Genomic DNA, 25,232 nt, shown 5'->3' with positions numbered 1-25,232 from the left:
CTTATCTTAAGGATTAAGGAGGTTTTTTAATATTAATATTAACCCCTTTATAAATTCTTAAAAAATATTTTAGTTACACAAGGAGGCATTTTTGCAACACTTTTTTTATAAATTAATTTTAAGCTATGATGGTACTTGTTATTATGGATATCAAAAACAACCTCAAAAAATAACCGTGCAACAAACTTTTGAAAAAGCTTTAAAAAAAATGACCCATCAAAACATCCCCACTTTTGCATCTAGTAGAACCGATAAAGGAGTCCATTCCCAAGGACAAACCCTCCATTTCCGAACCACTTTTTCTCTAAAACCTAAACATTTCCAAAAAACTCTTAATTATCTTTTGCCTCATGATATTAGAGTTAGACAAATGCATTTTGCTACTCCTAATTTTCATGCTCGTTATTCAGCGAAATCAAAAATTTACCAATATGTTTTTTCCAAAAAACCCCTTAATGCCTTTAACCATCATTTTCAAATTTTTGCTGAAAAGCTTGATTTTGACAAAATCACTAAAGCCCTAAAATTTATCGAAGGCACTCATAATTTTTTTGCTTTTACTAGCGAGCCTCAATCTAAAAATTTTTCTAAAACCATTTTTCAAGCCTCTCTCAAAGAAACTGTACACAAATATATTTTAGTTTTTCATGGTAATGGTTTTTTAAAATATATGATTCGTTTTTTGGTGGGAAGTTTAATGGAAATCGGTAAAAATAAATTTTCTTTGGATCAATTTCAAGCGATGTTATTAGGCAACAAAACTAAAAAAGCCACCCTTTTGGCTCCTGCCAAAGCTTTAGTTTTAAAAAAAATTTTTTATTGATTTTGTGACAATAATAAAAATACACAAAAAGGAGAATTTATACTAAATGTTTATTTCTTTTGAAGGTTGTGAAGGCACCGGAAAAACCACCCATTCACGTTATTTATTTGAAAAATTAAGTAAAAAATATTCGTGTGTTTTAACCAAAGAACCTGGTAGCGGTTTATTTAATGAAGTAATTAGAAATATTTTATTGCATTCTTCTAATAAACAAATAGATTTCTACACTGAGGCTTTGTTATTTGCAGCAGATAGAGCAGAACATTTAAGCAAATTAATTATTCCTGCCTTAAAACAAAATAAAATAGTTATTTGTGATCGTTATTTAGATTCGACTATAGCTTATCAAGTTTATGCTCGCGGTTTAAGTAAAGATTTTGTTTTAAATATTAATAATTTTGCTCTAAATTATATGCCCAACATTACTTTTTATCTAGATTTAGATCCTAAAATAGGAATTCAAAGAGTCAAACAATTTAGATATAAAGAAATTAATTCTTTTGATTTACAAAAACTATCTTTTCATAAAAAAGTACGCAAAGGCTATCTTGACCTTTGTCAAAAAGACCAACAAAAAAGAATTTTTTTAATTGATGCAAGCAAGTCCTTAGAAAATATTTATAACATCATTGAACAAAAACTCAAAGAAGTCTTCCAAATAGATTTATGAACAAAATCCAATCTTTGTTAACTAAATTTAGCCAAATTATCCAAAATAAAAAACTCTCCCATCTTTATTTAGTTGTTGGCTCTACTCTTTACCAACAAAAAAAATTTGTTTTAGAACTTGCCTATCGCATTTTTAAACCTCATGACCCTCATCTTTTGTCAAAAGATACCTTACTTAATTCGCAATACCCTAATTTTTATTATTTGACCAAACAAAACCATCTTTTTACCAAAGAACAAATTTTGCAATTTCAAAAAAACTTTTTGCAAACTTCTTTATTCGGAACCCAAAGAATTTATGTAATCGAAGAAATAGAAAAAATAACTACCCAAACTTCCAACAGTTTATTGCATTTTTTTGAAAATCCTTCCAACAACAATACTATAGGATTTTTATTAACCAATAATTTAGAACAAGTTTTACCAACTATAGTTTCTCGCTGTCAAATTATTAATATCTCTGATGCTGTGAATGCAAAATCACAAAATTTAGACCCCAAAACCAACCCCCAAATAGATGTTTTTGATTTTTCCTTAAGCAATTTAATAAATAAAAACCCCGATCAAATGGATTTATTTATTGCTAGTGATTATTATCAAAATTTTAAACAGTTTTTTTTGGATTTTCTTATTCAATTCCCAAAAACAATTTCATTAAAATTATCAGTTTTTGCCTCTCCTCTGCTTGCGAAACTTACTTCTTTTCCTCATTTTTTAAATGATTTTTTATCAGTGTTATTGCATTTTTTTTCTGATGTGTTATATGAAAAAATACCAAAAAACCAGTTACCCATTTATTTTTCCAAAACACAAATTTTAACAAACCCAGAATATCGAAAATACTACCAAACTTTAGCCCTTCCAACCGCTTTTAATATTTTAAAAATTATTCATCAAATTCACAAAAAACAAAATATATTATCCAATCAAGAAAATCTTTTAATGTCTTTTTTAATTCAATTAGAATCCCAAATACTTTCATTTTAAATCTTTAAAAAAACTTCCAACCCCCCCCTATTTAAAAGCAATATAAAATTTGCACACACCAAAACCCAATAAATAAGGTAAAAAAATATGTTATTTCAACAACAAAGCTTTTGCAATACCAAACCTACTTTATATTTGGTAGCAACTCCCATAGGTAATTTAGAAGATATCACCTTAAGAGCACTTGCTACTCTAAAAGAAGTTTTTTTAATTTTAGCAGAAGATACCAGAAGAGCCAAAAAACTTTTACACACTTACCAAATCCAAACACCTCTACTTTCTTATTATGAATATAATCAAACAAGAAGGTTACCTCAAATTTTAGAACTTTTATCGCAAGGAAAAAATATCGCCTTAATTAGTGATGCAGGCACTCCCCTTATTAGTGATCCTGGGTTTTCTTTAGTTTGTGAAGTGCAAAAACATGGTTTTAATGTGGTAGCGATTCCAGGAGTATCTGCTTTTTTAACTGCTTTTATGACTTCTGCTATTCCTTCACCTTTTATCTTTTTGGCTTTTTTACCTCGTTTGTCTCAAGCTTTGGAAAAATATTTACTCCAATATAAAAATGCCTCCGAAAGCCTTGTTATTTACGAATCTCCTCATAGAATTAAAAAGACTTTACTTTTAATACACAAATTATATGGTAATAGAAAAATTTCTTTATCACGCGAACTGACTAAAAAATTTGAAACCATTATCAACGGCAATCTTGACTCTATTTTAGAACTTGATTTAATTAATAAGGGCGAATATGTCATTGTTGTTGCAGGTAATCCCAATCCCAACGAACATTTGCTTGCTCTAAACATAAACGATCACGTTCTTTTTTACCTCAAATTAGGCTTTAACGAAAAAGAGGCTTTTAGCAAAGTTGCTCAAGAAAGAAACATTACCAAAAAAGAAATTTATCACCAATATAAAATCAAAAACCCCCCAACCTTGATTTGATTCTCCAAAAACCATATGCAGATTTTTCTAACAACCTATAATTAAAAAATATTTTTGCCACCATTTATTTAAGGAGTTTTTATGAAAACAACCCCCAAACAAAAACCTAAATTTTTTCTTTCCACAGCGATTGCTTATGCTTCTAGCATTCCACACATTGGCAACGTTTACGAATCCATTTTAGCTGATGCCATTGCTCGTTTTAAACGCCTAGAAGGATTTGATGTTTTGTTTCAAACAGGAACTGATGAACACGGACAAAAAATTGCTGCTAAATCTTTGCAACAAGGCAAAAATCCCCAAGAATACGTAGACCAAATATCTTTGGAAATCAAAAGAATTTATGATTTGATGCAAGTAAGTTATGATAAATTTGTCAAAACTACCAACCCCAATCACAAACAAACAGTTCAAGCCATCTTTGACAAGTTGTGGCAAAAAGGAGATATTTATTTAGGAAAATATCAAGGACTTTATTCAGTTGCTGAAGAATCTTATGTGGCTGCCAAAGATTTAATTGATGGAAAAACTTTTAATGGTGAAACTCCTATTTTAATCAGTGAAGAAACTTATTTTTTTAAGCTTTCCAAATATCAATCCCAGTTATTGCAATATTTAGAAAACAACCCCTTCTTGATTAAACCTGATGTCCAAAGAAAAGAGCTGTTAAATTTATTAAAAGAACCATTATCAGATTTGTCTGTTTCTAGAACTTCTTTCAAGTGGGGCATTCATGTTCCTTTTGACCCCAAACATGTGATTTATGTTTGGATTGACGCTCTAAGTAATTATCTAACCGGACTAGGCTACAATCCTACATCTGAAAATAGCCAGTTTAATCGATATTGGCCCTGCGATATGCATGTTATTGGTAAAGATATTTTAAGGTTTCATCTCATTTACTGGCCTATTTTATTGATGGCACTTGAAATTTCACTGCCTAAACAGTTTTTAACCCATCCATGGATTTTGTTTGATAAAAATAAAATGTCTAAATCCAAAGGTAACGTTTTGTACGTTGATGATTTATTAAAACATTTTCCGGTGGATTCCATTCGTTATTTTGTTCTATCAGAAATTCCTTATGCTCAAGATGGTAATATCACTTATGAATTGTTAGTAGAAAGACACAATAGTGATCTAGCTAATGTTTTGGGAAACTTAGTTCATAGAGTTTTTGGGATGGTAAAAAGTTATCGCCAAAATAATTTATCTAAAACTTTAATTAAAACTAATTTAGACCCTAAATTTGATTTATCCAAACAAACTTTAGCAACTCTTCCTTCGGTTCGTCTCAAAATGCAAGATTGCAAATTGGGAGATGCCCTTAAAGAAATTATGAATTTGGCTCGTTTTGCTAATAAATACATTGATTTAGTAGAGCCTTGGAATTTATTTAAAATTCCTGAAAAACAACAACTATTAGACCATGCACTATATTCTTTGGTAGAAGCTTTAAGGTTTTTAGGAGTTTTATTGCAACCTTTCTTACCTCAAACTGCTCATAAAATTTTAACTCAACTCAAAGCCTCCGATATTACTTTTGAAAGCTTAGATACTTTCGGGATTCTTCCCAGTCAAAAATTAGACAATTATCATATTTTATTTAATCGCTTAGAAATTGATGAGGTTTTACCTAGATAATTAAATTATTAACACACAATAATTTTATTTATTTTAATGAATTTTCACTTAATTTATTTTTTTGATTCTTCTTTTATATATTATTACATTTATATGTTCACATTTAAAATAATTGAATTTATAATTAATTTTAATTATAATTTTAAAAAAGAACTTTTTGCGATTTTGCCTTATCCTTTTTATAATATCTTTTTGGAATTATTTTCTTTTTGTAAATTTAATGGTAAAAGGGACAAGATTCAAAAAAAATAATCCAGAACAAGAATTTCGAACAACCACAATCAAAAGAAACAATTGTAAAAGCAAATCCCCAAACAAGAAGAACAAATTCTTCCAAAACATATAATCACCAAGAAAAATAAATTGTTGCTACTCATGCAGCTGCTAAAATAATTATCAACCAAGTCAAAAACACTCATTTTTTAATTTCAGTTTCTTTGATTCCACACTCTTCGGATAAAATATTGACTTTATTTGTCAAAGAATAAAATCCTAATATTTTATTAAACGAACCTTTAATCAAAGAATTTTCTCAAAAATTACAAGAACAAAATATAACTCCAATGCAACAAATCAAAGAATTTTTACAAAGCAAACAAATAAAAGATATGAAAGAAATTAAAATTCAACCATTCCAACCTGCAAAAGGTTTTAACAAAACTACTATTTCGCATTTTATTTGCACTTTGCTTTTTATCTTTCCCCTTTTATTATCAACAATTTTAATTTTTAAAACCATTTATTGGTTGTTTGCTATTCCTAAAAATTATTTTATTTTAAAGAAAAAAATTATAATACTCTTTTTAATTGTGGTAAGTTTAATAGTTTCTATTTTTTTGTTTTACTTTGATTGATATCATCATTCCCTTTTTACAAATTCCACATCCAACATTACTGTTTCTGATTTATTTAATAAAATTGATAATTATGAAACCAAAGAAATTATTTATTTTGCTAAAAATAGTTGTATCTGGAAGGCCTTTATATTACCATATCAAATTAATTGATAAAAATGGACCCCTTTTTATTGCAAATTAAAACTCATTTCGCAAAACATTTTGGAACAAAAAATAGTTTCTTTTAAATACAAATATTTTTCCCCCAAGAAGAAAAATATTTTGATTGGATAAATTTATTAATTAAAATAACTAAAACACATCTTTATTAATTAACATTTTTTAAATTATAATAAATGGTTTATGCCAAAACCCAAATACCAAAAAAACAAAAGGAGTTTTAAATATAATGATTAATTTAATGAATTATCAAGGACAAGATTTTGAAACCATAACTGCTAACCAACAATTGGTAGTTGTTGATTTTTTTGCTACATGGTGTCCTCCATGTCAAAGATTATTACCTGTCTTGGATGAAGTTTGCCTTTTAGAAAAAGACATTCTTTTTTACAAAGTAGATGTTGATTTTTTTAGACAATTAGCATTAGAAAAAGGCGTTTCTGGCTTTCCCACCCTTATTTTATACAAAGATAAAAAAGAATTAGCAAGACATATCGGGTTTCTAAATAAAGAAAACTTGCTTAAATTTTTACATTCTTATAAATAAGTTTACTACAAACCGAAAGCAAAATAAAACGTTATGAATGGATTTTTTTTAGTCAACAAACCAGAAAAGATGACATCACATGATGTAGTTTTTAAAATCAAAAAAAAATTTCATTTTGACAAAGTAGGGCACACAGGAACTCTTGATCCTTTAGCTTCAGGACTTTTAATTATTTGTGTGGGTAAAGCCACTAAACTGGCTTTTTTATTCGATAAACTGTCAAAAACTTATCAAGGAACCTTTCTTTTTAACAAACATTATGATACTTTGGATGTGACAGGTAAATTGTTGGATACTAAAAATATCCCTTTAACTGATTGTACTATTCAAACAAGTTTTGAATCTTTTCATCAAAAAAAGTATTTGCAAATACCTCCTATGTTTTCAGCAGTCAAAATTAAAGGGCAAAAAATGTATCGTTTAGCACGTCAAAATCAAGTTTTAGATATTCCTCCAAGAGAAGTTTTTATTCATCATTTTGAAAAAACATCTTTGCTTTGTCACGACCAAGTAGATTTTTTGGCAAATGTTTCCAAAGGAACTTATATTAGAAGTCTTGCGCGTGATCTAGCTTTGCAATTAAATACTTATGGCACTCTTCTTCGTTTGCAAAGAATTGCAATTGGCACTCATCTATTACAAAATGCTAAAACTATTGAAAATTTAGAACTCAATGATTTGATTTTTGATAGTATTTTTTTTGCTTCTTATGATGAACTTATTTTAAATGATTATTTAATTAAGTTAGTAAAAAACGGCACTTATTTAGACCAAAGACAAATAATTACTCAAAAACCTTTTATAGTTAAAGATAGTAATAAAAATTTTGTTGCTTATTATGATATCTTGGATGAAAATAAATACTATCCGCGTTATTTTTTTTAATGCGCAATATTTTTTAACTATTAAAAAAACATTTTTAACAATATTTTAATAATATATTTAAACACACAAATACACAATAAAACAAGGAAGGATTGGAAAATAATGCAAAGATTACAAAAAGTTTTGGCTTATGCAAACGTGGCATCAAGAAGAAAAGCAGAAATTTTAATTTTGAAAAAACGCATTAAAGTCAATGGCAAAATTATTTCTGAATTAGGAACCAAAGTATCTTCCAGCGATATTATAACTTTGGATGACAAACTGATCACCAAAACCACTTATTCTTATTTTTTGCTCAACAAGCCTAACGGATTTCTTTCCACTTCCAAAGACAACAAAAAACGCCCTACTGTTTTGGATTTAATTGAAAAAGCAAGTATACAAAGATTATATCCGATAGGACGCCTTGATTTTAATACTACAGGTCTTCTTTTAATTACTAATGACGGCGATCTTACTCAAAAATTAACCCACCCCTCCTTTTGCATTCCTAAAGAATATCACGTTAAAATTAATGTTTGTTTGCAAAAAAAAGACCTTGCCACATTCCGAAAAGGAATTATCATTGATAAAAATTATTTGGCTGTTTGTAAAGAAATTGATATTTTGAAAAGTTCTTATACGCCCAAATCTTCTACTTGGTTAAAGTTGGTAATAACTGAAGGAAAAAATAGGCAAGTTCGTAAAATGATGCAAGCTTTAGGCTATCAAGTTTTAAAGTTAAAACGTTATCGTTATTCTTTTTTAACTATTAAAAATATCACAATAGGTGCTTATCGCCCTTTAAAAATTCATGAAATTAAAAAATTAAAAACCTTAACTACTCAAATACCACATTAATGTTAGTAAATTTAAGATCACTATAAGGAATTATTTATATATGCATATGAAAAGTTTTAAAATCGCCATTGATGGTCCGGCAGGTTCTGGCAAAAGTACTATTAGTAAAAAGTTGTCCCAAAAATTAGGTTGGAATCACATTGATACCGGAGCAATGTTTCGGGCACTAACTTTATATTTGTTAGAAAATGAAGTTTCATGGCATCATGAAAAAAGTCTTAATCAAGCTTTAGACAAAATCAATCTTTTTTATTCTTGTAATAAAATTTTTCTTAATCAAGGAGATGTTTCTTTAAAAATTAAGTCTTTGGATGTAGAAAAACATGTCTCTTCAGTAGCTTTAATTCCTGCTGTAAGAACTAAATTATTGAAATTACAAAAAGAAATTTGTGCCAATACTCCTAATTTAATTATGGATGGAAGAGATATTGGAACAGTTGTAATGCCAGATGCTAATTTAAAAATTTTTCTTACTGCCAACATTACTAAAAGAGCTTTGAGAAAACAACAACAAGATGCCCAAAAAGGCAAAATAACAGACATTGCTCAAATTATGAAACAACTAAAAGAACGCGATCATAAAGACTATCATCGCCAACTTGCTCCCTTGTCTAAAGCTTTAGATGCTATTTTACTAGATACTACCGAATTATCAATTGATGAAGTAATTGCCAAAATTACTGCCTTAATTGATAAAAAAAGGAGATCTTAAATGTCTTTTAAAATTGCTATTGTGGGTCGTCCTAATGTCGGCAAATCCAGTTTGTTTAACCGCATTATTGGGAAAAGACACGCTATTACTCATCAAAAATCAGGCATTACTCGGGATCGTATTTATGCTACTGCCCATTGGCTTACTAAAACATTTGGCGTTATTGATACTGGTGGTATCGAAATTCAATCAACTCCTTTTTTGGAACAAATTAAATTACAAGCCCAACTTGCAGTTGATGAAGCTGATGTAATTGTTTTTGTAGTTGACGGTCAAACAGGACTTACTCAAAATGATAGTTATTTAGCTAAACTTTTGTATAAAACTAAAAAACCAGTTCTTTTAGGAGTTAATAAAATTGACAACCACAATTTATTATCCAACATTTATGAATTTTATGCTCTTGGATTTGATACTCCTTTTGCAATTAGTACTCAACATGGTATTGGTATAGGTGATTTGTTAGATAAAATTGTTTTTCTTATGCGTGATGCTTCTTTAATTTCTGATTCTTCCTTTTTAGAAGTCCTTCCAACAGATACATCTTTGCAAAGTTCCCTTTCTGAATTGAATTATGAAATACCAGAAAAACAATTGTTAGAACCAGAAAAAAAACAAAACCAAGAAAAAGAAGAAGATAAAATTATTAAATTTTGTGTTGTGGGGCGCCCCAATGTTGGCAAATCAACTCTTACTAATTCTCTTTTATCATCCCAAAGAATGATTGTCTCTGATATGGCAGGAACTACCACCGATGCTGTTGATACTTTTTTTGAAAATGATGGGCAAAAATACCAAATTATTGATACTGCAGGTATTAAAAAAAGAGGTAAAATTTATGAACAAGAAGACAAATACAGCTTTTTACGTGCTTTGGGTGCTTTGGAAAAAGCAGATATTGCTTGTTTAGTTTTAGATGCCAAAGAAGGTATTTTAGAACAAGATAAAAATATTGCAGGGTTTATTTTAGAACATCATAAAGCTTGTATTATTATTGTCAATAAATGGGATTTGTTAGAAAAAGATACTAATACCTTAAAGAACTTTGAGCAAAAAATTCGTCAAGAATTTGTTTTTTTATCTTATGCGCCTGTTATTTTCTTATCAGCTTTGAAAAAAAGTCGTCTTACTCAAATTTTTGCTATTTTAAAACGAGTTTTTAACAATTATAAAAGTCAGTTTAGCACCAGTCTTTTAAACGATATTTTGCAAGAAGCAACTCTTATTACCCCCCCCAATTTCTTTAATCAAAAAAAAGCTAAGTTTCAATATATTTTTCAAACTAAAACTAAAGCTCCTGAATTTCTTTGTTTTGTTAATGACCCTAAACATATTCATTTTTCTTATGAAAGATTTTTAAAAAATCAATTTAGAAAAAACCTTGATTTAGAAGGAACGCCCCTCAAAATTATTTTTCATAAAAAAAAGTCTAATTTTTAAAACTATTTTGAATTCCCTCTCGCCTTTTTTTGTATTTTGTTTGTAAGTATTTTATTATTTGTTCTTATTTTGTGATTTAATTATAGTGGTTGAAAAAATTCAACCTTATTTTTAATTATCAAAAAACCTTTTGTTATTTTTTCTGTAACTTTTTTATGACTGTTTTTGCTATTTTGATTACAAGAAAGAAGCTATATTTTATGAAAATTACTATTATTGGCAGTGGTGCTTGGGGATCTACTTTGGCACAAGTTTTAACTGATAACAATAATCAAGTTTTACTTTATGACACTAACCTTTCTTATGTGGAAAAAATAAATCAAAGAAAACACCCCATTTTTAATGCTCCACTATTAAATGTTAAAGCAGTTTCTTGTCTTAAACAAGCCCTTGATTATTCTGATTTGATAGTTTTGGCAGTTCCTATGAAATTTATGCGTCATCTTCTTAAACAAATTGCCCTTATATTAACTACCCCCAAATCGTTTGTTAATGTTTCCAAAGGCATTGAACCTTTAACTTTTTTACGTGTTTCTGAAATTGTTAAACAAGTTATTCCTGACACTCTTTTAGCTAATTTCGCTTCCTTAATGGGTCCATCGCATGCTGAAGAAGTTATTTTACGTAAATTAACTCTGTTGACTGCAGCTTCTTCCAATCCCGTTTTTTCCTTGGAAATTCAAAAATTATTTTCTTGCCCTAATTATTTGAAAGTATATACTTCTTCTGATTTGGTAGGAAATGAAATTTGCAGTGCTTTTAAAAATATTTTAGCCCTCATTAATGGTATTTTAGTAGCCAAGAATTTTGGAATTAATTCTCAAGCAGCTTTTATGAGCCGTGGTATTTTAGAAATGTCGCGGTTAGTTAGTTTTTATCAAGGAAACCCCCAAACCGTCTTGGGACTTCCAGGATTAGGTGATTTAATTGTGACTGCTTTTAGCAAATATTCCAGAAATTTTAATGCTGGTGCAAAAATTGCTGCAGGAATTCCTTATCAACAAATTATTGACTCTTCTTTGCAAACCATCGAAGGATTTCAAACTCTTAATGCTTTTTATCAATTGCAATTAAAACATAATTTAGATCTTCCTATTATTCAAGCATCTTATCAATTAATTTTTGAATTCAAGCCCTTTGACACTGTTTTTTCAACTTTAATGCAAAGACCTTTCAAAAGCGAATTCTAAATTATTTTTTACCCAAAACAATTTTTTTAATTAATTTTGCAAACATCTCCATAATCAATTAAGAATAAAACGCAAATAATTGCAAATAATTGATTGTTTGCGCTTGTAAATTATTTTTTTGATGTTATAATAATTACGTAAATAAAAAGAAAAGGAGGCAAAAAATGAACAAATTAGAATTTTTGAGAAAATTAGCTGAAAAAAATGGCGTTAGTAAAAAAGAAGCTGGTAAATTTCTTAATAACTTTATTGAAGTTATTTCTCAAAGTCTTAAAGAATTCCAAGAAGATAAAAAAGTTACTTTAACAGGTTTTGGCACCTTTAAAGTAAAAAAAAGAGATGCTCGCGAAGGAAAAAACCCAAGAACTGGTAAAACTATTGATATTCCAGCTAAAAAGGTTCCTACTTTCAAAATTAGCAAAAGTTTAAAAGATCTTTTTGTTTCTTAAAATCTTTATTATTTTTTTTAATATTTTATAATAAAAAAACAAACTATATAGTTTGTTTTTTTATTTACACTTTTTGATAAAGTGGACCAATAAGGAAGTAGGTTAGTTATTTTGCAACACGCAACTAAAAATTATTTAATAGGAACTCGCGCCAAAGTTCAAAACGAACCACAAATAGCAGTTATTACTCGCATTGATTATCAAAGAGGTTTTATTTACTTGTTATTTAAAAGAATGAGAGAAGAAAAATATCCTTTTCCTCAAGCCTTAGAACAAAACATTATTCAACCTATTGTTTCTAAAAATAAATCTCATCAGCAATAATTTATAACTTATTTTCATTATCCATTATTTTAATTGCATTTGTAAATATTTAAGTTAAACCAAAAAGGAAAGATATGAAAAGAAAATTAAGATTTAAAAAAATTGTTTTAAGAAATTATTTTAAAAAACCCAATGTTGTTTTTCTTTTTTTAATGTTGTCTATTTGTACTTTAATGCTTGTTTTTTTTCATGATTTTAAAGAATGTGTTAACAAAGGACAAAGTTATTGGCAATATAAGTACAAAGCTCCTACTTTTATGCCTGAAATTGATTTTGAATCCACAGGAAAAGAAGACAACATTTTAGATTACGAAGACGGTTATTATCCTGGACACCACACTTTTATCAAAACGGTTTGGTATTTTACCCATCAAGTTAATTTATTTATATTAATTGTTTATGCTTTATTTTTTACCAAAGTAAAACAAAAAAATTGGTATCATTATGTAGTTTTTGCATGTTTAGTTAGTATTTTGTTGACAGGTTTAATTTTTCACACTTTAATTGATAAAGGTAGACATTTTTATGAACCTAAATTTAGTCTTTCTTTTTTTCTTTCTCATTTACACCACACCTTAGTTCCTTTATGTTATCTATATTTTTATTTTAAAGTTAATTCTTATGCTATTCCTTATAAAAAAATGTGGATAGCTTTTATTCATCCCCTACTTTATATGACCTTTTTTAGTTTATTTGGTTTTTTATCTATGCAAGATTATTTTCAAGATCTGCAAAAAGACAAACCAATTATAACTTCAGACAAACAAGCATCTAAAAGAGATCCTTTTAAAATGTTTCCTTATGTTTTCTTTTCTCCTTTTAAACAAAAATTAAATAATCCTGAAAATGCCGAAAAGTTAGAAGATAAGGAAAATCGCCATCATAAACGTTATCGTTTTGTTTATTCAGGTTATGACTTTGTTTGTTTGGTCTTTTCTTGCCTTTTTGTCTTTACAGTTTTGATGACTTATACTCTTTTATGGATTAAAAAACGTTTACTTAATAAAAACATTACTACTCATTATAAAAAAACCAAAGATTATTAATTTTAAAAACTCTTTATTATTTATCAAAAATTTGATATAATGATATTATATTGCTTAATTATAGTTAGGAGAAAATTAACATGCGTGATTTAGTAAAATTAGTTTGCACAGAGTGCAAAAGAGAAAATTATCACACTGACAAAAATAAAAAAAAGACTCCAGGACGTTTAGAATTAAAAAAATACTGTCTTTTTTCTAGAACCCACACTCTACATAGAGAAAAAAAATAAAAAACAAATGTTTAATATTTGGCAAAGCAAAATTATTTCCCAAAAACATTTTTTTTAAAAGCAAAGGGTTAAATTATTTTGACAATTTTTTGCATTCTTTTTTATCCCAATTTTTTTAATATTAAACATTTTTCTTTTTTCTTTATGAACTTATATTTTTTTCATTTCTATCTTAAAAAAGGAAAATCGTGTTTTTATGTTTTTGTAAAATAGAAATAATTTAATCCAAAGAATTAAACCAAACACCGCTTCTCTTTTTTATTCTGGAAAAGCAATTACTAAGAGTGGCGATCAAACTTTTCCTTTCGAAGTCGATCATAATTTTTAATTATTTGATAGGAATTAACCAACCAAACACCATTTTATTGTTGGTAAAAACACTTAATTTATCTCATATTTTTTTATTTTTAGAAGAAAAATGAACCTATTAAATCCTTGTTGGGATTTAGATATTTTGAGTTTTTCTTATGCTTCTTCGATATCTCAAATCAATTTATCAAACCTCAAAAACATATTTACTTTTGAAACTCTTTTATTTCAGATGATAAATTCTTTGAGGGGTTCTTTTATTGATTCTTTAGGGGTTTTTATTTTGACCTATCCACCAAAAAATAAACCTTAGACCGAAAAGTAAGTTGTGTTTTAGAATATTGTCAAAAATGACTTCTTTATATCCCTTTTTGCAAGTTTATAATAGCTCTAGATATCTCTCTATCATCAAACCCTTAATGTATGAATATCAAATAGCCGCTCTTTTTAATTATTTTTTGGAAAATAACCAAAATAAAAAATCCTTTGAAACCATTGCTTCTTCAGGGTAAAATGCGTTAATTTTGCATTATATTATAATAAACCTAAACTACAAATTAAAAAACCAACGACCTTTTATTATTTGATACTGGCGTTAATTATAATCATTATTCCTCTGATATTACTCGTTTTTATCCTGTAAGCGGACAATTTATTTATCTTTTCAAAAAGATATTTATAATTTGGGTTCTTAAAGCTAATAAAGAAATCATTGTTTAGGTAAAACCGCATAACACTTTTTCGCAATTAAACCAATATGTTAAAGATATTTTATTGTAAGGATTAAAAAGAACTGTCTTTACTTAAAGATGGTGAAACAATTTATCAATATTGCTATCACGGATTAGGACATAACTTTAGGATTAGATATTAATGACGTTTACAATTATATTAGGCGTGATAGGAACAAAACAGCGTAATTACTGTCGAACCAGGTCTATATTAAAACATTTAGGAATTGGAGTAAGAATTGAAGACAACCTTTCATCACTCAAAAAAGCTGTTAATTTATCAAAACATATCCCTAAATAAGTCAAATAAATTAAAGTTTTAATGAAACCCCATTTGTCACTCATTAATTTAATTACAAAAAAACTCGCATTAAAGCGATGTTTGGCCCTGTAGCCAAGTGGTAAGGCATGGCTCTGCAAAAGCTTGATCAACGGTTCAAATCCGTTCAGGGCCTCCATTTATTTTATTTTGAAAATCTATACAATATAATTTAGGAGTAGTACTCAAGTGGCTATAAGAGGCGTCCCTGCTAAGGACGTAGTCCGAGAAATCGGTGCAAGGGTTCGAATCCCTTCTGCTCCGCCATTTTGAATTTATTTTTTTATTCTTTCTTTTTTAATAGATATTTGACATTTTTTAATCAATAAAAACTTTTATCCCCTTTTTTGTTATGGATTATTAAATTCTAATCCTACCTACAATTATTTTTTGTCATTTCCAAACTGCAAAAACATTATTATAAATCGAAATAAAAGAATTGTTAGATTCTTTATAAAAAATAAATATTTTCAAAAGACCTTCATTTACATCATCATTATATTTTTAAATATTTATTTTTTATTATTTTTTTCATGTTATAATATTTTTGATTATAGTTTGTTTTTATCAAAACCAACACAAATAACACATTTAATTTAAATATTTATAATATATTATAACTAAAAAAAGGTAATGCAAAAATGAAAACAATGAAACGAGTTAAAACAGTTACTGCTCGATCATCTGATTTTGGAAAATGGTATACAGATGTTTGTCTAAAATCTGAATTAATAGCTTATTCTGAGACAAAAGGGTTTATTATCTATCTTCCTTATGGTTATTCTTTGTGGGAAAATATTCAAAAACATCTTAATTTTACTTTGCAAAAAACAAGGCATCAAAATGTTTATTTTCCGTTAGTTTTTTCAGAAAAACTATTTCACAAAGAAAAAGACCATATTCAAGGATTTTCTCCAGAAACAGCAATGATAACAACTATAGGCAAAAAAAACTTATCCGAAAAACTAGTAATTCGTCCTACTTCAGAGATTTTATTTTCTCAATATTATTCTAAAACAATCACTTCTTATCGTGATTTACCTAAGTTATATAATCAATGGTGCAATGTTGTTCGCTGGGAAAAAACGACTAAACCTTTTTTAAGAGGTAAAGAGTTTTTGTGGCAAGAAGGGCACACCGTGCATGCCACCGAACAAGAAGCGATGCAACAAACTTTATCCATTCTTGATATTTATCAAAAGTTAGGTAAAGACCTTTTAGCCCTTCCTTTTGTGTGTGGCAAAAAAACCGAAACAGAAAAATTTGCTGGAGCCCTAATTACTTATTCTATCGAAGCGTTAATGCATGACGGACAAGCTCTTCAAGCAGGGACTTCTCATTACTTAGGTACTAATTTTGCTAAATCGTTTCAAATACAATTTCAAGATTGCGACCATCAAAAAAAATATGTACATCAAACATCTTGGGGTATTTCTACGCGTTTAATTGGAGCTTTAATTATGGTTCACAGCGATGATGAAGGACTAGTTCTGCCGCCTTATGTTGCTCCTATGCAAATTATAATTATTCCTTTGCAACCTCAAGATGAGTCGGTAAAACAAGCATCCGAAAATATTTTTTCCATCCTTCAAAAAGACTATCGCGTTCATCTTGATCTACAAGACAAAACTTCTGGTTGGAAATTTAGTCAATATGAGCTTAAAGGTGTTCCTTTACGTATAGAAATTGGCAAACGTGGTTTAGAAAATGATGAAGTTACTATTTTTCAAAGATATAACTTAGCCAAACAAAATATCAAAATCAAAGATTTGCCATCTCAAATCCCGCAATTATTTGAAACCATGCACAACAACATGTATCAAAAAGCACTACAACATTTAGAACACAATCGCAAACAAGCTACCACTTATGAAGAATTTAAAACTTACCTCAAACAAGGTGGTTATGTAGCAATGAGTATTTCAGGAACCGATGCTGAATTGCAAATTAAACAAGAAACAGGAGCTACTGCAAGAGTTATTTTGGAAACTAATTTAATTACTGCTAACTGCCCTGTTACTAACAAAAAAGCCCTTCAAACTATTTTATTTGCTAGAGCTTATTAAAATTATTTTAAAAATGATTTTGTTATAAAAACTAACTAAAAAGCTTTAACACATTTAATACTAAATAATTTCTTCAAATGTTTTCTTTCTTTTTACAAACATTTTAATTTTTACATTTTTTACCCCCACAAACCACTACTTTTTAATTATTCACAACTTTTAGACTTGACATTTCATACTAAAAAAGCTATAATTAAGGAAGTGTGTTAAATAGAAAAGAGGTTTTTTTATGAAACGAACATATCAACCTAGTAAAATCAAAAGAAAAAGAACTCATGGTTTTAGAGCTAGAATGGCAACTGTTGGAGGATGCAAAGTTCTTGCTAGAAGAAGAGCTAAAGGACGTTTGCAACTAACAGTTTAAAATCAAACTAACTTGATTTTGATTAATTCAAAACAAAAATAAACACCGCTTTTTCGGTGTTTTTTTTGATAAATTTCTTTTTATTATTATTGTACTATTAATAATTTAGAATTTATATTTTTTAAAATAGTTAATTGATGTTTTGAATATAAAAGTTAAGAATTTTAGGATTATTAAGAAGATGAAAAGAAAATATATTCTTAAAAAAGAAAGCGAAATCACCCCTATTTTTAAATCTAAAAAAAGATACGGAAACTCCTTTTTTATTATTTATTACGTCAAACAAACCGCCTTTCCTCATTTGAAATTTGCTTTAAGTGTTGGCAAAAAATATGGAAAATCCCACGAAAGAAATTTAATTAAACGTCGTTTAAGAGCAATTATTAGGAGTTTTTCTCCTTGCCTTAACTCCAAAATATTTTTTGTTATTGTTATTAAAGCTCAAGCCAAAAGCCTAACTTTTAAACAATTAAAAACTTTCTTTTTTCAATTTGCTACCAAAACTCGTATATTACTTTCAAATAACTAAAATAAGGAGTTAATTAAAATGGATGTTATAAATCATTCTTCAAAAAAAAAGTTTTTATTTTTATCAATTTTTCTATTCGTGTTATTTTTTTGGTTCCTTACTCCTCCAAAGCCTGAAAAAATAGAAGTTTTAGACAAAGTTGTTGTTTTTAAAAATAGCGAACAACATAAAAAATATTTTAATCCTGTTGATCCTTCTAAGCTATTATCTGATTATGCTGATATTTTTGTAGTTTATGTTATCGATGACAAAAAGAAAGAAATTCAAATATCTACGCAAGACGAATTTAAAGGCATGTTAGCTCAAAAAAATGAAGCAAAATATTTTTTTGGTTTAATCAAAAAACCAGATCCTAAATTAAAAGATGAATCTAATTTTCCTAAATTAGATAATAAAGAAGAATATTTTTTAACTTTTAAAACTAATAAAGAAACAACCGAATTCAAAAATAAATTAATGAAGGATTTTTTAACAGTTGCTGCAGGCACTAATGATGATTATATTGAAAACAATAAATATCAAAAAAAAGAATTAAGAGATGCATTAGAGTTTCAAAAAATTGATTCGTCTAATGAACTTATTTCGGTTTCTTTAGGAAATATAAAATTAGAAGATGATTATGCAGAAAATATCCAAAACACTTCAAATAATGTTTTATCTAAAATTAATGTTAGATTTAATAACAACCCTTTAATGTCTAGAAAACTTTTTATAACCAATTCTTCAGTTCCAATTCAATTTCCTTCTAGACTGGAATGGAGTCTGTTTGGTTATTTTTGGAATGTTTTAATAATTTCAATTGGTTCTTTTTTATATTTTTTCTCAACTTTCTTAGTTCTTGGTGCTTCTGGTATGTTTTTTGGAAACTTAGGATTAGGAATAGTTTTGGCTACCATTTTCATCCGTACTTTAACTTGGCCTATTTATACTAAAATAAGTACCTTGAGTATGAATATGAGTTTAATTCAGCCCGAAATTGAAAAAGTAAAGCAAAAATATGCTCTCAAAAAAGATCCTGAATCAGCTCAAAAAAAGCAGTTAGAAATTTTAAAAGTTTATCGCAAAAATAATTTTTCTTTTTGGGGTTTTTTGCTATCTTTCTTGCAACTTCCCTTATTTATTGCAATTAATCAAACCCTAAGTCGTTTTATTATTCCTGGAGGTATTTTTCTAACTGATAAATTAATTGAAAAACCCTTTTTACAATTCATTAATTTAAATCCTTCTAATCCCAATAAACCTTTTGTTATTTTTTTGCTTTCTTTTTTAGTGGGAGCAACGATGTTTATTTTGAATAAAATTAGTTTTAAAAAACCAGATTATTTAAAAACTCCTTCTTATCATTCGACTTTAGAACAAAAACAAAAAGCTAAACAATCAGAAAAAAGCATGAAAATTATGAGTGTTTTTATGATTTTAATGATGGTATTTTTCTCTCGTTCTAACCCAATATTGTCTTTATATTGGATTGTTGGAAACACCTATACTATTTTCCAAATTTTGCTCACTAGAAAAAAGATGCAACAAAAATATTTTGCATTAAAACAAAACGCTTTATAAAAACTTTTGCCTTCATCTATACTTCCAACAAGTCAAAAATCAAACTAAGTAAAAAAACAAATAAACCCTTTATATTTTTTTCTAAAGTTCTTAATTTGCATCCTTATAAAGGGTTTGCAAAATAATTTTAAAACACATTTTTTGGAAAGCAACATATTTAGTTAAGGTAATTTTTTATAAATAAATAGTTTTTTTATTTTGTAAAAAACTATTTTAAACACCATTATTCAACCCCAAATTCCTATCAAAAATGACAACCCAAATTAAAATTAAAAAAAAAACAAAAAAACTTGCTTTTCATTTTTATATGTGCTATAATATCTAAGGTAAATAAATTTAAAATTGTTAAGCAATTTTGGAGGGATAGCGAAGTGGCTAAACGCAGCAGTCTGTAAAACTGTTCCGTAAGGTACGGTGGTTCGAATCCACCTCCCTTCACCATTAATTTTTTTTAATCTTTGAAAACTGAAGATGATAATTAATAAATATTTTTAATTATTTTTTAACACCTTAAAATTGATACTAAAAAAGCAATTTTTGATGCATCATTTTTTTGTAACATACGAAGAGTTTGATCCTGGCTCAGGATTAACGCTGGCGGCGTGCCTAATACATGCAAGTCGAACGGAAGTTTAAGCAATTAAACTTTAGTGGCGAACGGGTGAGTAACGCGTAAGCAATCTGCCCCTAAGACGAGGATAACAGTTGGAAACGACTGCTAAGACTGGATAGGAGACAAGAAGGCATCTTTTTGTTTTTAAAAGACCTAGCAATAGGTATGCTTAGGGAGGAGCTTGCGTCACATTAGTTAGTTGGTGGGGTAAAGGCCTACCAAGACTATGATGTGTAGCCGGGCTGAGAGGTTGAACGGCCACATTGGGACTGAGACACGGCCCAAACTCCTACGGGAGGCAGCAGTAGGGAATTTTCGGCAATGGAGGAAACTCTGACCGAGCAACGCCGCGTGAACGATGAAGTATTTCGGTACGTAAAGTTCTTTTATTAGGGAAGAATAAATGATGGAAAAATCATTCTGACGGTACCTAATGAATAAGCCCCGGCTAACTATGTGCCAGCAGCCGCGGTAATACATAGGGGGCAAGCGTTATCCGGAATTATTGGGCGTAAAGGGTGCGTAGGCGGTTAAATAAGTTTATGGTCTAAGTGCAATGCTTAACATTGTGATGCTATAAAAACTGTTTAACTAGAGTAAGATAGAGGCAAGTGGAATTCCATGTGTAGTGGTAAAATGCGTAAATATATGGAGGAACACCAGTAGCGAAGGCGGCTTGCTGGGTCTTTACTGACGCTGAGGCACGAAAGCGTGGGGAGCAAACAGGATTAGATACCCTGGTAGTCCACGCCGTAAACGATGAGTACTAAATGTTGGGTAAAACCAGTGTTGAAGTTAACACATTAAGTACTCCGCCTGAGTAGTACGTACGCAAGTATGAAACTTAAAGGAATTGACGGGACTCCGCACAAGCGGTGGATCATGTTGTTTAATTCGAAGGTACCCGAAAAACCTCACCAGGTCTTGACATGCTTCTGCAAAGCTGTAGAAACACAGTGGAGGTTATCAGTTGCACAGGTGGTGCATGGTTGTCGTCAGCTCGTGTCGTGAGATGTTGGGTTAAGTCCCGCAACGAGCGCAACCCTTATTGTTAGTTGCCAGCACGTAATGGTGGGGACTTTAGCAAGACTGCCAGTGATAAATTGGAGGAAGGTGGGGACGACGTCAAATCATCATGCCCCTTATGACCTGGGCTACAAACGTGATACAATGGCTGTTACAAAGGGTAGCTGAAACGTAAGTTTTTGGCGAATCTCAAAAAAACAGTCTCAGTTCGGATTGAAGTCTGCAACTCGACTTCATGAAGTTGGAATCGCTAGTAATCGCGAATCAGCATGTCGCGGTGAATACGTTCTCGGGGTTTGTACACACCGCCCGTCAAACCACGAAAGTTGGCAATACCCAAAGCCGGTGGCCTAACTTCGCAAGAAGAGGGAACCGTCTAAGGTAGGGTCGATGATTGGGGTTAAGTCGTAACAAGGTATCCCTACCGGAAGGTGGGGATGGATCACCTCCTTTCTAAGGAAACAATTATCATCTTCAGTTTTGAGAGACTTAAGAAAGTTTTTCATTATAACTAACTTACTTGCAAATTGTATTTACAATATTTTAATCTTTTTAATATTAAGGGACTATAGATCAGTTGGTTATAGAGTACACACCTAATAATTGTGAGGTCGGTGGTTCAAGTTACACATTTAGGCCCACCATAACCACAAATAGGCAAAATATTAAAAAAAGCTCTTTGAAAAGTAGATAAACGAAGGTTAAAAAATCAAAGGAACTAAGGGCGCACAGTGGATGCCTTGGCACTAAGAGCCGATGAAGGACGCAATTAACGGCGAAACGCCACGGGAAGCTGTAAATAAGTGAAGATCCGTGGATCTCCGAATGGGAAAACCCATTACATTGAAGATGTAATATTCTTCTAATACGATTTATCTTTTTAGAAGAAGGGAAACGCGGCGAACTGAAATATCTAAGTAACCGCAGGAAAAGAAAGTAATAACGATTCTGGTAGTAGTGACGAGCGAACCCGGAACAGCCTAATACCATTTCTAGTTACAAAATTTTAACAAAGTAGAAGCTTTTGGAAAGAAGCACCAAAGAAGGTGACAGTCCCGTAAACGTAAGTTAAAATCTAGGGTATTAATAAGTACGGCGAGACACGAGAAATCTTGTCGGAAGATGGGAGGACCATCTCCTAAGGCTAAATACTTCTTAGTGACCGATAGTGAACTAGTACCGTGAGGGAAAGGTGAAAAGAACCCCGAAAGGGGAGTGAAATAGATCCTGAAACTGTGTGCCTACAATTAGTCAAAGCACGTTAATGTGTAATGGCTTGCCTTTTGCAGAATGAACCGGCGAGTTATGATGTGGAGCAAGGTTAAGTTTTAAGGAACGGAGCCGTAGCGAAAGCGAGTCTTAATAGGGCGTTTAGTTGCATGTCATAGACCCGAAACTGAAGTGAGCTAGCCATGAGCAGGTTGAAGTTTAGGTAAAACTAAATGGAGGACCGAACCAGGACACGTTGAAAAGTGTTTGGATGACTTGTGGCTAGGGGTGAAATTCCAATCGAACTCAGAGATAGCTGGTTCTCCCCGAAATAGCTTTAGGGCTAGCGTTGATTTAGTAATTTGGTGAAGGTAGAGCACTGAATGAGTAAGGGCTCCACCTCGGGGTACCGAACTCAATCAAACTCCGAATGTTACCAAATAAAATCAGCAGTCAGACTGTGGGTGATAAGGTCCATGGTCAAAAGGGAAAGAGCCCAGACCGTCAGCTAAGGTCCCAAAATTGATGTTAAGTGGCAAAGGAAGTGAAGACGTTTAAACAACTAGGAGGTTGGCTTAGAAGCAGCCATCCTTTAAAGAGTGCGTAATAGCTCACTAGTCGAATGACTCTGCGCCGAAAATGTACCGGGGCTAAAACATCATACCGAAGCTACGGATTCAAATAGCTTCTTAGTTATTTGAATGGTAGGGGAAGCGTTCTGACATCGGTGAAGCCATAGCGGAAGCAGTGGTGGAGAGGTCAGAAGTGAGAATGCCGGTGTAAGTAACGAAAAGATAGGTGAGAATCCTATCCGTCAAAAACCCAAGGTTTCCAGGGCCAGGTTCGTCCTCCCTGGGTTAGTCGGGTCCTAAGGTGAGGGAGAAATCCGTAATCGATGGCAAGCAGGCTGAGATTCCTGCACTAGTTAATCAACTGACGGAGGGACAAAGCAGGCTAAACACGCCCCTTATTGGATTGGGGTAGAAAAACTAAGTCTGAGAAGACAGGCAAATCCGTTTTCTCATTTAAAGACAAGGTTTGAAAGTAAAGTGATTGATGTCATACTTTCAAGAAAAACTTCTAGGGCTAATTGATTAACTACCCGTACCGCAAACCGACACAGGTGGGTAGGTAGAGTATACTAAGACGCGCGAGCAAACTCTTGTTAAGGAACTCGGCAAAATTACTCCGTAACTTAGGGATAAGGAGAGCTTTTATTAAAACCAAAAGCCGCAGATAATAGGCCCAAGCGACTGTTTATCAAAAACATAGGTCTCTGCTAAACCGTAAGGTGATGTATAGGGGCTGATGCCTGCCCGGTGCTGGAAGATTAAAAGGAGATGTCAGGCAACGAAGCATTGAATTGAAGTCCCAGTAAACGGCGGCCGTAACTATAACGGTCCTAAGGTAGCGAAATTCCTTGTCGGGTAAGTTCCGACCCGCACGAAAGGCATAACGATTTGGGCGCTGTCTCAACAAGAGCCTCGGTGAAATCAAATTACCGGTGAAAATGCCGGTTACCCGCGACAGGACGAAAAGACCCCATGGAGCTTTACTGCAACTTAATATTGAAATTGGAAATAAGATGTACAGGATAGGTGGGAAACTGTGAGAGAAAAACGCTAGTTTTTCTGGAGTTGTCCTTGGGATACCACCCTTGTTATTTTTAGTTTCTAACCTGCACATGTGTAATGTGAGGGACATTGTTTGGTGGGCAGTTTGACTGGGGCGGTCGCCTCCTAAAGAGTAACGGAGGCGTTCGAAGGTTCCCTCAAAATGGTTGGAAATCATTTGTAGAGCATAAAGGCACAAGGGAGCTTGACTGCAAGACTTACAAGTCGAGCAGGGACGAAAGTCGGACTTAGTGATCTTACGGTACCGAATGGAAGGGCCGTGACTCAACGGATAAAAGCTACCCTGGGGATAACAGGCTTATCGCTTCCAAGCGTTCACAGCGACGAAGCGGTTTGGCACCTCGATGTCGGCTCATCGCATCCTGGAGCTGGAGAAGGTTCCAAGGGTTGGGCTGTTCGCCCATTAAAGCGGAACGCGAGCTGGGTTCAGAACGTCGTGAGACAGTTCGGTCTCTATCCGTCGTGGGCGTTGGAAATTTGAAAGGAACTGTCCCTAGTATGAGAAGACCGGGATGGATATACCGCTGGTGTTTCAGTTGGTTCGCCAGAGCCATAGCTGAGTAGCTATGTATAGAAGGGATAAACACTGAAAGCATCTAAGTGTGAAGCCTCCCTTAAGATGAGATTTCCCTATGAGGTCCCTGAAAGACTATCAGGTGGATAGGCTAGAGGTGTAAGAAGAGTGATCTTTTCAGCTGACTAGTACTAATAGACCCATTGACTTTGTTTTTTTAAATACCAACGTTTATCTAGTTTTGAAAGATCCTTGGTGCATAAAACTAAGGGGCAACACCTGTTCCCATCCCGAACACAGCAGTTAAGTCCTTAGTACTGACAATAGTTCTTTATTGAGCGAAGATATGGAGTGCCAAGGTTTGCTTTATAAAAAAGAATAAAAAAGAGGATTAGCTCAGTTGGGAGAGCGTCTGCCTTACAAGCAGAATGTCGGGGGTTCAAGTCCCTCATCCTCTACCAAAAATTGCCTACGTAGCTCAGTTGGTTAGAGCATCTGACTGTTAATCAGAGGGTCCTAGGTTCGAGTCCTAGCGTGGGCGCCATCTTTGTTATGTTTTTTCTTTTATCCTTGAAACCCATTTTTAAATTAGTATTTTCTAATTT

Annotated in this window: 23 protein-coding genes, 5 tRNA genes and 3 rRNA genes; all 31 read left to right on the top strand. The window is 31.2% G+C overall.

The annotated features are described in order from the left end of the window. Positions 1–91 precede the first annotated feature (91 nt). The 31 genes from truA to N747_RS0102470 all read left to right on the top strand — a co-directional run bounded on the left by truA (position 92) and on the right by N747_RS0102470 (position 25,171). The gene (gene truA / locus N747_RS0102620) at positions 92–823 is read left to right on the top strand and encodes a tRNA pseudouridine(38-40) synthase TruA (protein ID WP_024563664.1); all 732 of its coding nucleotides are present in this window, start codon (positions 92–94) and stop codon (positions 821–823) included. Between the two features lie 46 nt (positions 824–869). Continuing rightward, complete coding sequence (gene tmk, locus N747_RS0102615) at positions 870–1,493, top strand: dTMP kinase (protein WP_024563663.1); 624 nt, start codon at positions 870–872, stop codon at positions 1,491–1,493. After that, a complete protein-coding gene (locus N747_RS0102610) occupies positions 1,490–2,479 on the top strand; it encodes a DNA polymerase III subunit delta' (protein WP_024563662.1) in 990 nt (329 codons plus the stop codon). Before tmk ends, N747_RS0102610 begins: the two co-directional genes overlap by 4 nt. A gap of 87 nt (positions 2,480–2,566) precedes the next feature. Then, entirely contained in the window at positions 2,567–3,430 is an 864-nt protein-coding gene (gene rsmI / locus N747_RS0102605; protein ID WP_024563661.1) for a 16S rRNA (cytidine(1402)-2'-O)-methyltransferase, read from the top strand. Between the two features lie 81 nt (positions 3,431–3,511). Then, positions 3,512–5,074 (top strand): methionine--tRNA ligase, encoded by a 1,563-nt coding sequence (gene metG / locus N747_RS0102600; protein ID WP_024563660.1) that lies wholly within the window; start codon positions 3,512–3,514, stop codon positions 5,072–5,074. 563 nt (positions 5,075–5,637) lie between these two features. Continuing rightward, positions 5,638–5,928 carry a hypothetical protein gene (locus tag N747_RS0102595; RefSeq protein WP_024563659.1) on the top strand — a complete coding sequence of 97 codons (291 nt, stop codon included), beginning with the start codon at positions 5,638–5,640 and terminating at the stop codon, positions 5,926–5,928. A gap of 391 nt (positions 5,929–6,319) precedes the next feature. Beyond that, the gene (locus N747_RS0102590) at positions 6,320–6,637 is read left to right on the top strand and encodes a thioredoxin family protein (protein WP_024563658.1); all 318 of its coding nucleotides are present in this window, start codon (positions 6,320–6,322) and stop codon (positions 6,635–6,637) included. A gap of 33 nt (positions 6,638–6,670) precedes the next feature. Beyond that, on the top strand, positions 6,671–7,522 hold the full coding sequence (truB, locus tag N747_RS0102585) for a tRNA pseudouridine(55) synthase TruB (protein ID WP_024563657.1): 852 nt from the start codon (positions 6,671–6,673) through the stop codon (positions 7,520–7,522). 102 nt (positions 7,523–7,624) lie between these two features. Further along, a complete protein-coding gene (locus N747_RS0102580) occupies positions 7,625–8,362 on the top strand; it encodes a pseudouridine synthase (RefSeq protein WP_024563656.1) in 738 nt (245 codons plus the stop codon). Positions 8,363–8,408: 46 nt separating this feature from the next. Beyond that, positions 8,409–9,074 carry a (d)CMP kinase gene (cmk, locus tag N747_RS0102575; protein ID WP_024563655.1) on the top strand — a complete coding sequence of 222 codons (666 nt, stop codon included), beginning with the start codon at positions 8,409–8,411 and terminating at the stop codon, positions 9,072–9,074. Next, positions 9,075–10,514 (top strand): ribosome biogenesis GTPase Der, encoded by a 1,440-nt coding sequence (gene der, locus N747_RS0102570; protein WP_024563654.1) that lies wholly within the window; start codon positions 9,075–9,077, stop codon positions 10,512–10,514. A 200-nt stretch (positions 10,515–10,714) separates the two neighbouring features. Further along, complete coding sequence (locus N747_RS0102565) at positions 10,715–11,704, top strand: NAD(P)H-dependent glycerol-3-phosphate dehydrogenase (protein WP_024563653.1); 990 nt, start codon at positions 10,715–10,717, stop codon at positions 11,702–11,704. A gap of 164 nt (positions 11,705–11,868) precedes the next feature. Further along, positions 11,869–12,153 (top strand): HU family DNA-binding protein, encoded by a 285-nt coding sequence (locus tag N747_RS0102560; RefSeq protein WP_024563652.1) that lies wholly within the window; start codon positions 11,869–11,871, stop codon positions 12,151–12,153. Between the two features lie 111 nt (positions 12,154–12,264). Further along, positions 12,265–12,477 (top strand): hypothetical protein, encoded by a 213-nt coding sequence (locus N747_RS0102555; protein ID WP_024563651.1) that lies wholly within the window; start codon positions 12,265–12,267, stop codon positions 12,475–12,477. 74 nt (positions 12,478–12,551) lie between these two features. Then, positions 12,552–13,523 (top strand): hypothetical protein, encoded by a 972-nt coding sequence (locus N747_RS0102550; protein ID WP_024563650.1) that lies wholly within the window; start codon positions 12,552–12,554, stop codon positions 13,521–13,523. 80 nt (positions 13,524–13,603) lie between these two features. Then, positions 13,604–13,753 carry a 50S ribosomal protein L33 gene (gene rpmG / locus N747_RS0102545; protein ID WP_024563649.1) on the top strand — a complete coding sequence of 50 codons (150 nt, stop codon included), beginning with the start codon at positions 13,604–13,606 and terminating at the stop codon, positions 13,751–13,753. A 418-nt stretch (positions 13,754–14,171) separates the two neighbouring features. After that, positions 14,172–14,375 (top strand): hypothetical protein, encoded by a 204-nt coding sequence (locus N747_RS04135; RefSeq protein ID WP_024563648.1) that lies wholly within the window; start codon positions 14,172–14,174, stop codon positions 14,373–14,375. A gap of 37 nt (positions 14,376–14,412) precedes the next feature. Next, positions 14,413–14,574: a hypothetical protein gene (locus N747_RS04130; protein WP_240992313.1), complete on the top strand. Its 162-nt coding sequence runs from the start codon at positions 14,413–14,415 to the stop codon at positions 14,572–14,574. Positions 14,575–14,683: 109 nt separating this feature from the next. Then, on the top strand, positions 14,684–14,782 hold the full coding sequence (locus tag N747_RS04125; RefSeq protein ID WP_334199069.1) for a hypothetical protein: 99 nt from the start codon (positions 14,684–14,686) through the stop codon (positions 14,780–14,782). 395 nt (positions 14,783–15,177) lie between these two features. Then, positions 15,178–15,251: transfer RNA gene (locus N747_RS0102530), tRNA-Cys, on the top strand. A 36-nt stretch (positions 15,252–15,287) separates the two neighbouring features. Next, a tRNA-Ser gene (locus N747_RS0102525) sits at positions 15,288–15,379 on the top strand. A 374-nt stretch (positions 15,380–15,753) separates the two neighbouring features. Next, positions 15,754–17,178, top strand: a complete 1,425-nt coding sequence (proS, locus tag N747_RS0102520; protein ID WP_024563647.1) for a proline--tRNA ligase — start codon at positions 15,754–15,756, stop codon at positions 17,176–17,178. A 229-nt stretch (positions 17,179–17,407) separates the two neighbouring features. Further along, positions 17,408–17,542 (top strand): 50S ribosomal protein L34, encoded by a 135-nt coding sequence (rpmH, locus tag N747_RS0102515; protein ID WP_024563646.1) that lies wholly within the window; start codon positions 17,408–17,410, stop codon positions 17,540–17,542. Between the two features lie 181 nt (positions 17,543–17,723). Further along, on the top strand, positions 17,724–18,071 hold the full coding sequence (gene rnpA, locus N747_RS0102510) for a ribonuclease P protein component (RefSeq protein WP_024563645.1): 348 nt from the start codon (positions 17,724–17,726) through the stop codon (positions 18,069–18,071). A gap of 18 nt (positions 18,072–18,089) precedes the next feature. Beyond that, positions 18,090–19,631, top strand: coding sequence for a membrane protein insertase YidC (locus N747_RS0102505; protein ID WP_024563644.1), 1,542 nt, complete (start codon positions 18,090–18,092; stop codon positions 19,629–19,631). Positions 19,632–19,988: 357 nt separating this feature from the next. Further along, positions 19,989–20,072 (top strand) — tRNA-Tyr (locus N747_RS0102500). Between the two features lie 118 nt (positions 20,073–20,190). Continuing rightward, a 16S ribosomal RNA gene (locus N747_RS0102495) occupies positions 20,191–21,723 on the top strand. 255 nt (positions 21,724–21,978) lie between these two features. Further along, positions 21,979–24,843: ribosomal RNA gene (locus N747_RS0102485) — 23S ribosomal RNA — on the top strand. A gap of 35 nt (positions 24,844–24,878) precedes the next feature. Next, positions 24,879–24,987, top strand: a 5S ribosomal RNA gene (rrf, locus tag N747_RS0102480). The 16S, 23S and 5S rRNA genes sit together here with 3 tRNA genes alongside, the layout of an rRNA operon. Positions 24,988–25,012: 25 nt before the next feature. Continuing rightward, positions 25,013–25,088, top strand: a tRNA-Val gene (locus N747_RS0102475). A 6-nt stretch (positions 25,089–25,094) separates the two neighbouring features. Next, positions 25,095–25,171: transfer RNA gene (locus tag N747_RS0102470), tRNA-Asn, on the top strand. Positions 25,172–25,232 lie beyond the last annotated feature (61 nt).

It is taken from the genome of Candidatus Phytoplasma tritici (assembly GCF_000495255.1).
GTDB classification, from domain to species: Bacteria; Bacillota_I; Bacilli_A; order Acholeplasmatales; family Acholeplasmataceae; genus Phytoplasma; species Phytoplasma tritici.
This window is presented reverse-complemented; position numbering and strand designations above follow the sequence as displayed.

What these genes read in the sequence shown, in the direction of transcription:
- tmk (WP_024563663.1), top strand. Translation starts at nt 870, where the DNA reads ATGTTTATTTCTTTTGAAGGTTGTGAAGGCACCGGAAAAACCACCCAT.
- N747_RS0102610 (WP_024563662.1), top strand. Translation starts at nt 1,490, where the DNA reads ATGAACAAAATCCAATCTTTGTTAACTAAATTTAGCCAAATTATCCAA.
- rsmI (WP_024563661.1), top strand. Translation starts at nt 2,567, where the DNA reads ATGTTATTTCAACAACAAAGCTTTTGCAATACCAAACCTACTTTATAT.
- metG (WP_024563660.1), top strand. Translation starts at nt 3,512, where the DNA reads ATGAAAACAACCCCCAAACAAAAACCTAAATTTTTTCTTTCCACAGCG.
- N747_RS0102595 (WP_024563659.1), top strand. Translation starts at nt 5,638, where the DNA reads ATGCAACAAATCAAAGAATTTTTACAAAGCAAACAAATAAAAGATATG.
- N747_RS0102590 (WP_024563658.1), top strand. Translation starts at nt 6,320, where the DNA reads ATGATTAATTTAATGAATTATCAAGGACAAGATTTTGAAACCATAACT.
- truB (WP_024563657.1), top strand. Translation starts at nt 6,671, where the DNA reads ATGAATGGATTTTTTTTAGTCAACAAACCAGAAAAGATGACATCACAT.
- N747_RS0102580 (WP_024563656.1), top strand. Translation starts at nt 7,625, where the DNA reads ATGCAAAGATTACAAAAAGTTTTGGCTTATGCAAACGTGGCATCAAGA.
- cmk (WP_024563655.1), top strand. Translation starts at nt 8,409, where the DNA reads ATGAAAAGTTTTAAAATCGCCATTGATGGTCCGGCAGGTTCTGGCAAA.
- der (WP_024563654.1), top strand. Translation starts at nt 9,075, where the DNA reads ATGTCTTTTAAAATTGCTATTGTGGGTCGTCCTAATGTCGGCAAATCC.
- N747_RS0102565 (WP_024563653.1), top strand. Translation starts at nt 10,715, where the DNA reads ATGAAAATTACTATTATTGGCAGTGGTGCTTGGGGATCTACTTTGGCA.
- N747_RS0102560 (WP_024563652.1), top strand. Translation starts at nt 11,869, where the DNA reads ATGAACAAATTAGAATTTTTGAGAAAATTAGCTGAAAAAAATGGCGTT.
- N747_RS0102550 (WP_024563650.1), top strand. Translation starts at nt 12,552, where the DNA reads ATGAAAAGAAAATTAAGATTTAAAAAAATTGTTTTAAGAAATTATTTT.
- rpmG (WP_024563649.1), top strand. Translation starts at nt 13,604, where the DNA reads ATGCGTGATTTAGTAAAATTAGTTTGCACAGAGTGCAAAAGAGAAAAT.
- N747_RS04135 (WP_024563648.1), top strand. Translation starts at nt 14,172, where the DNA reads ATGAACCTATTAAATCCTTGTTGGGATTTAGATATTTTGAGTTTTTCT.
- N747_RS04130 (WP_240992313.1), top strand. Translation starts at nt 14,413, where the DNA reads ATGACTTCTTTATATCCCTTTTTGCAAGTTTATAATAGCTCTAGATAT.
- proS (WP_024563647.1), top strand. Translation starts at nt 15,754, where the DNA reads ATGAAAACAATGAAACGAGTTAAAACAGTTACTGCTCGATCATCTGAT.
- rpmH (WP_024563646.1), top strand. Translation starts at nt 17,408, where the DNA reads ATGAAACGAACATATCAACCTAGTAAAATCAAAAGAAAAAGAACTCAT.
- rnpA (WP_024563645.1), top strand. Translation starts at nt 17,724, where the DNA reads ATGAAAAGAAAATATATTCTTAAAAAAGAAAGCGAAATCACCCCTATT.
- N747_RS0102505 (WP_024563644.1), top strand. Translation starts at nt 18,090, where the DNA reads ATGGATGTTATAAATCATTCTTCAAAAAAAAAGTTTTTATTTTTATCA.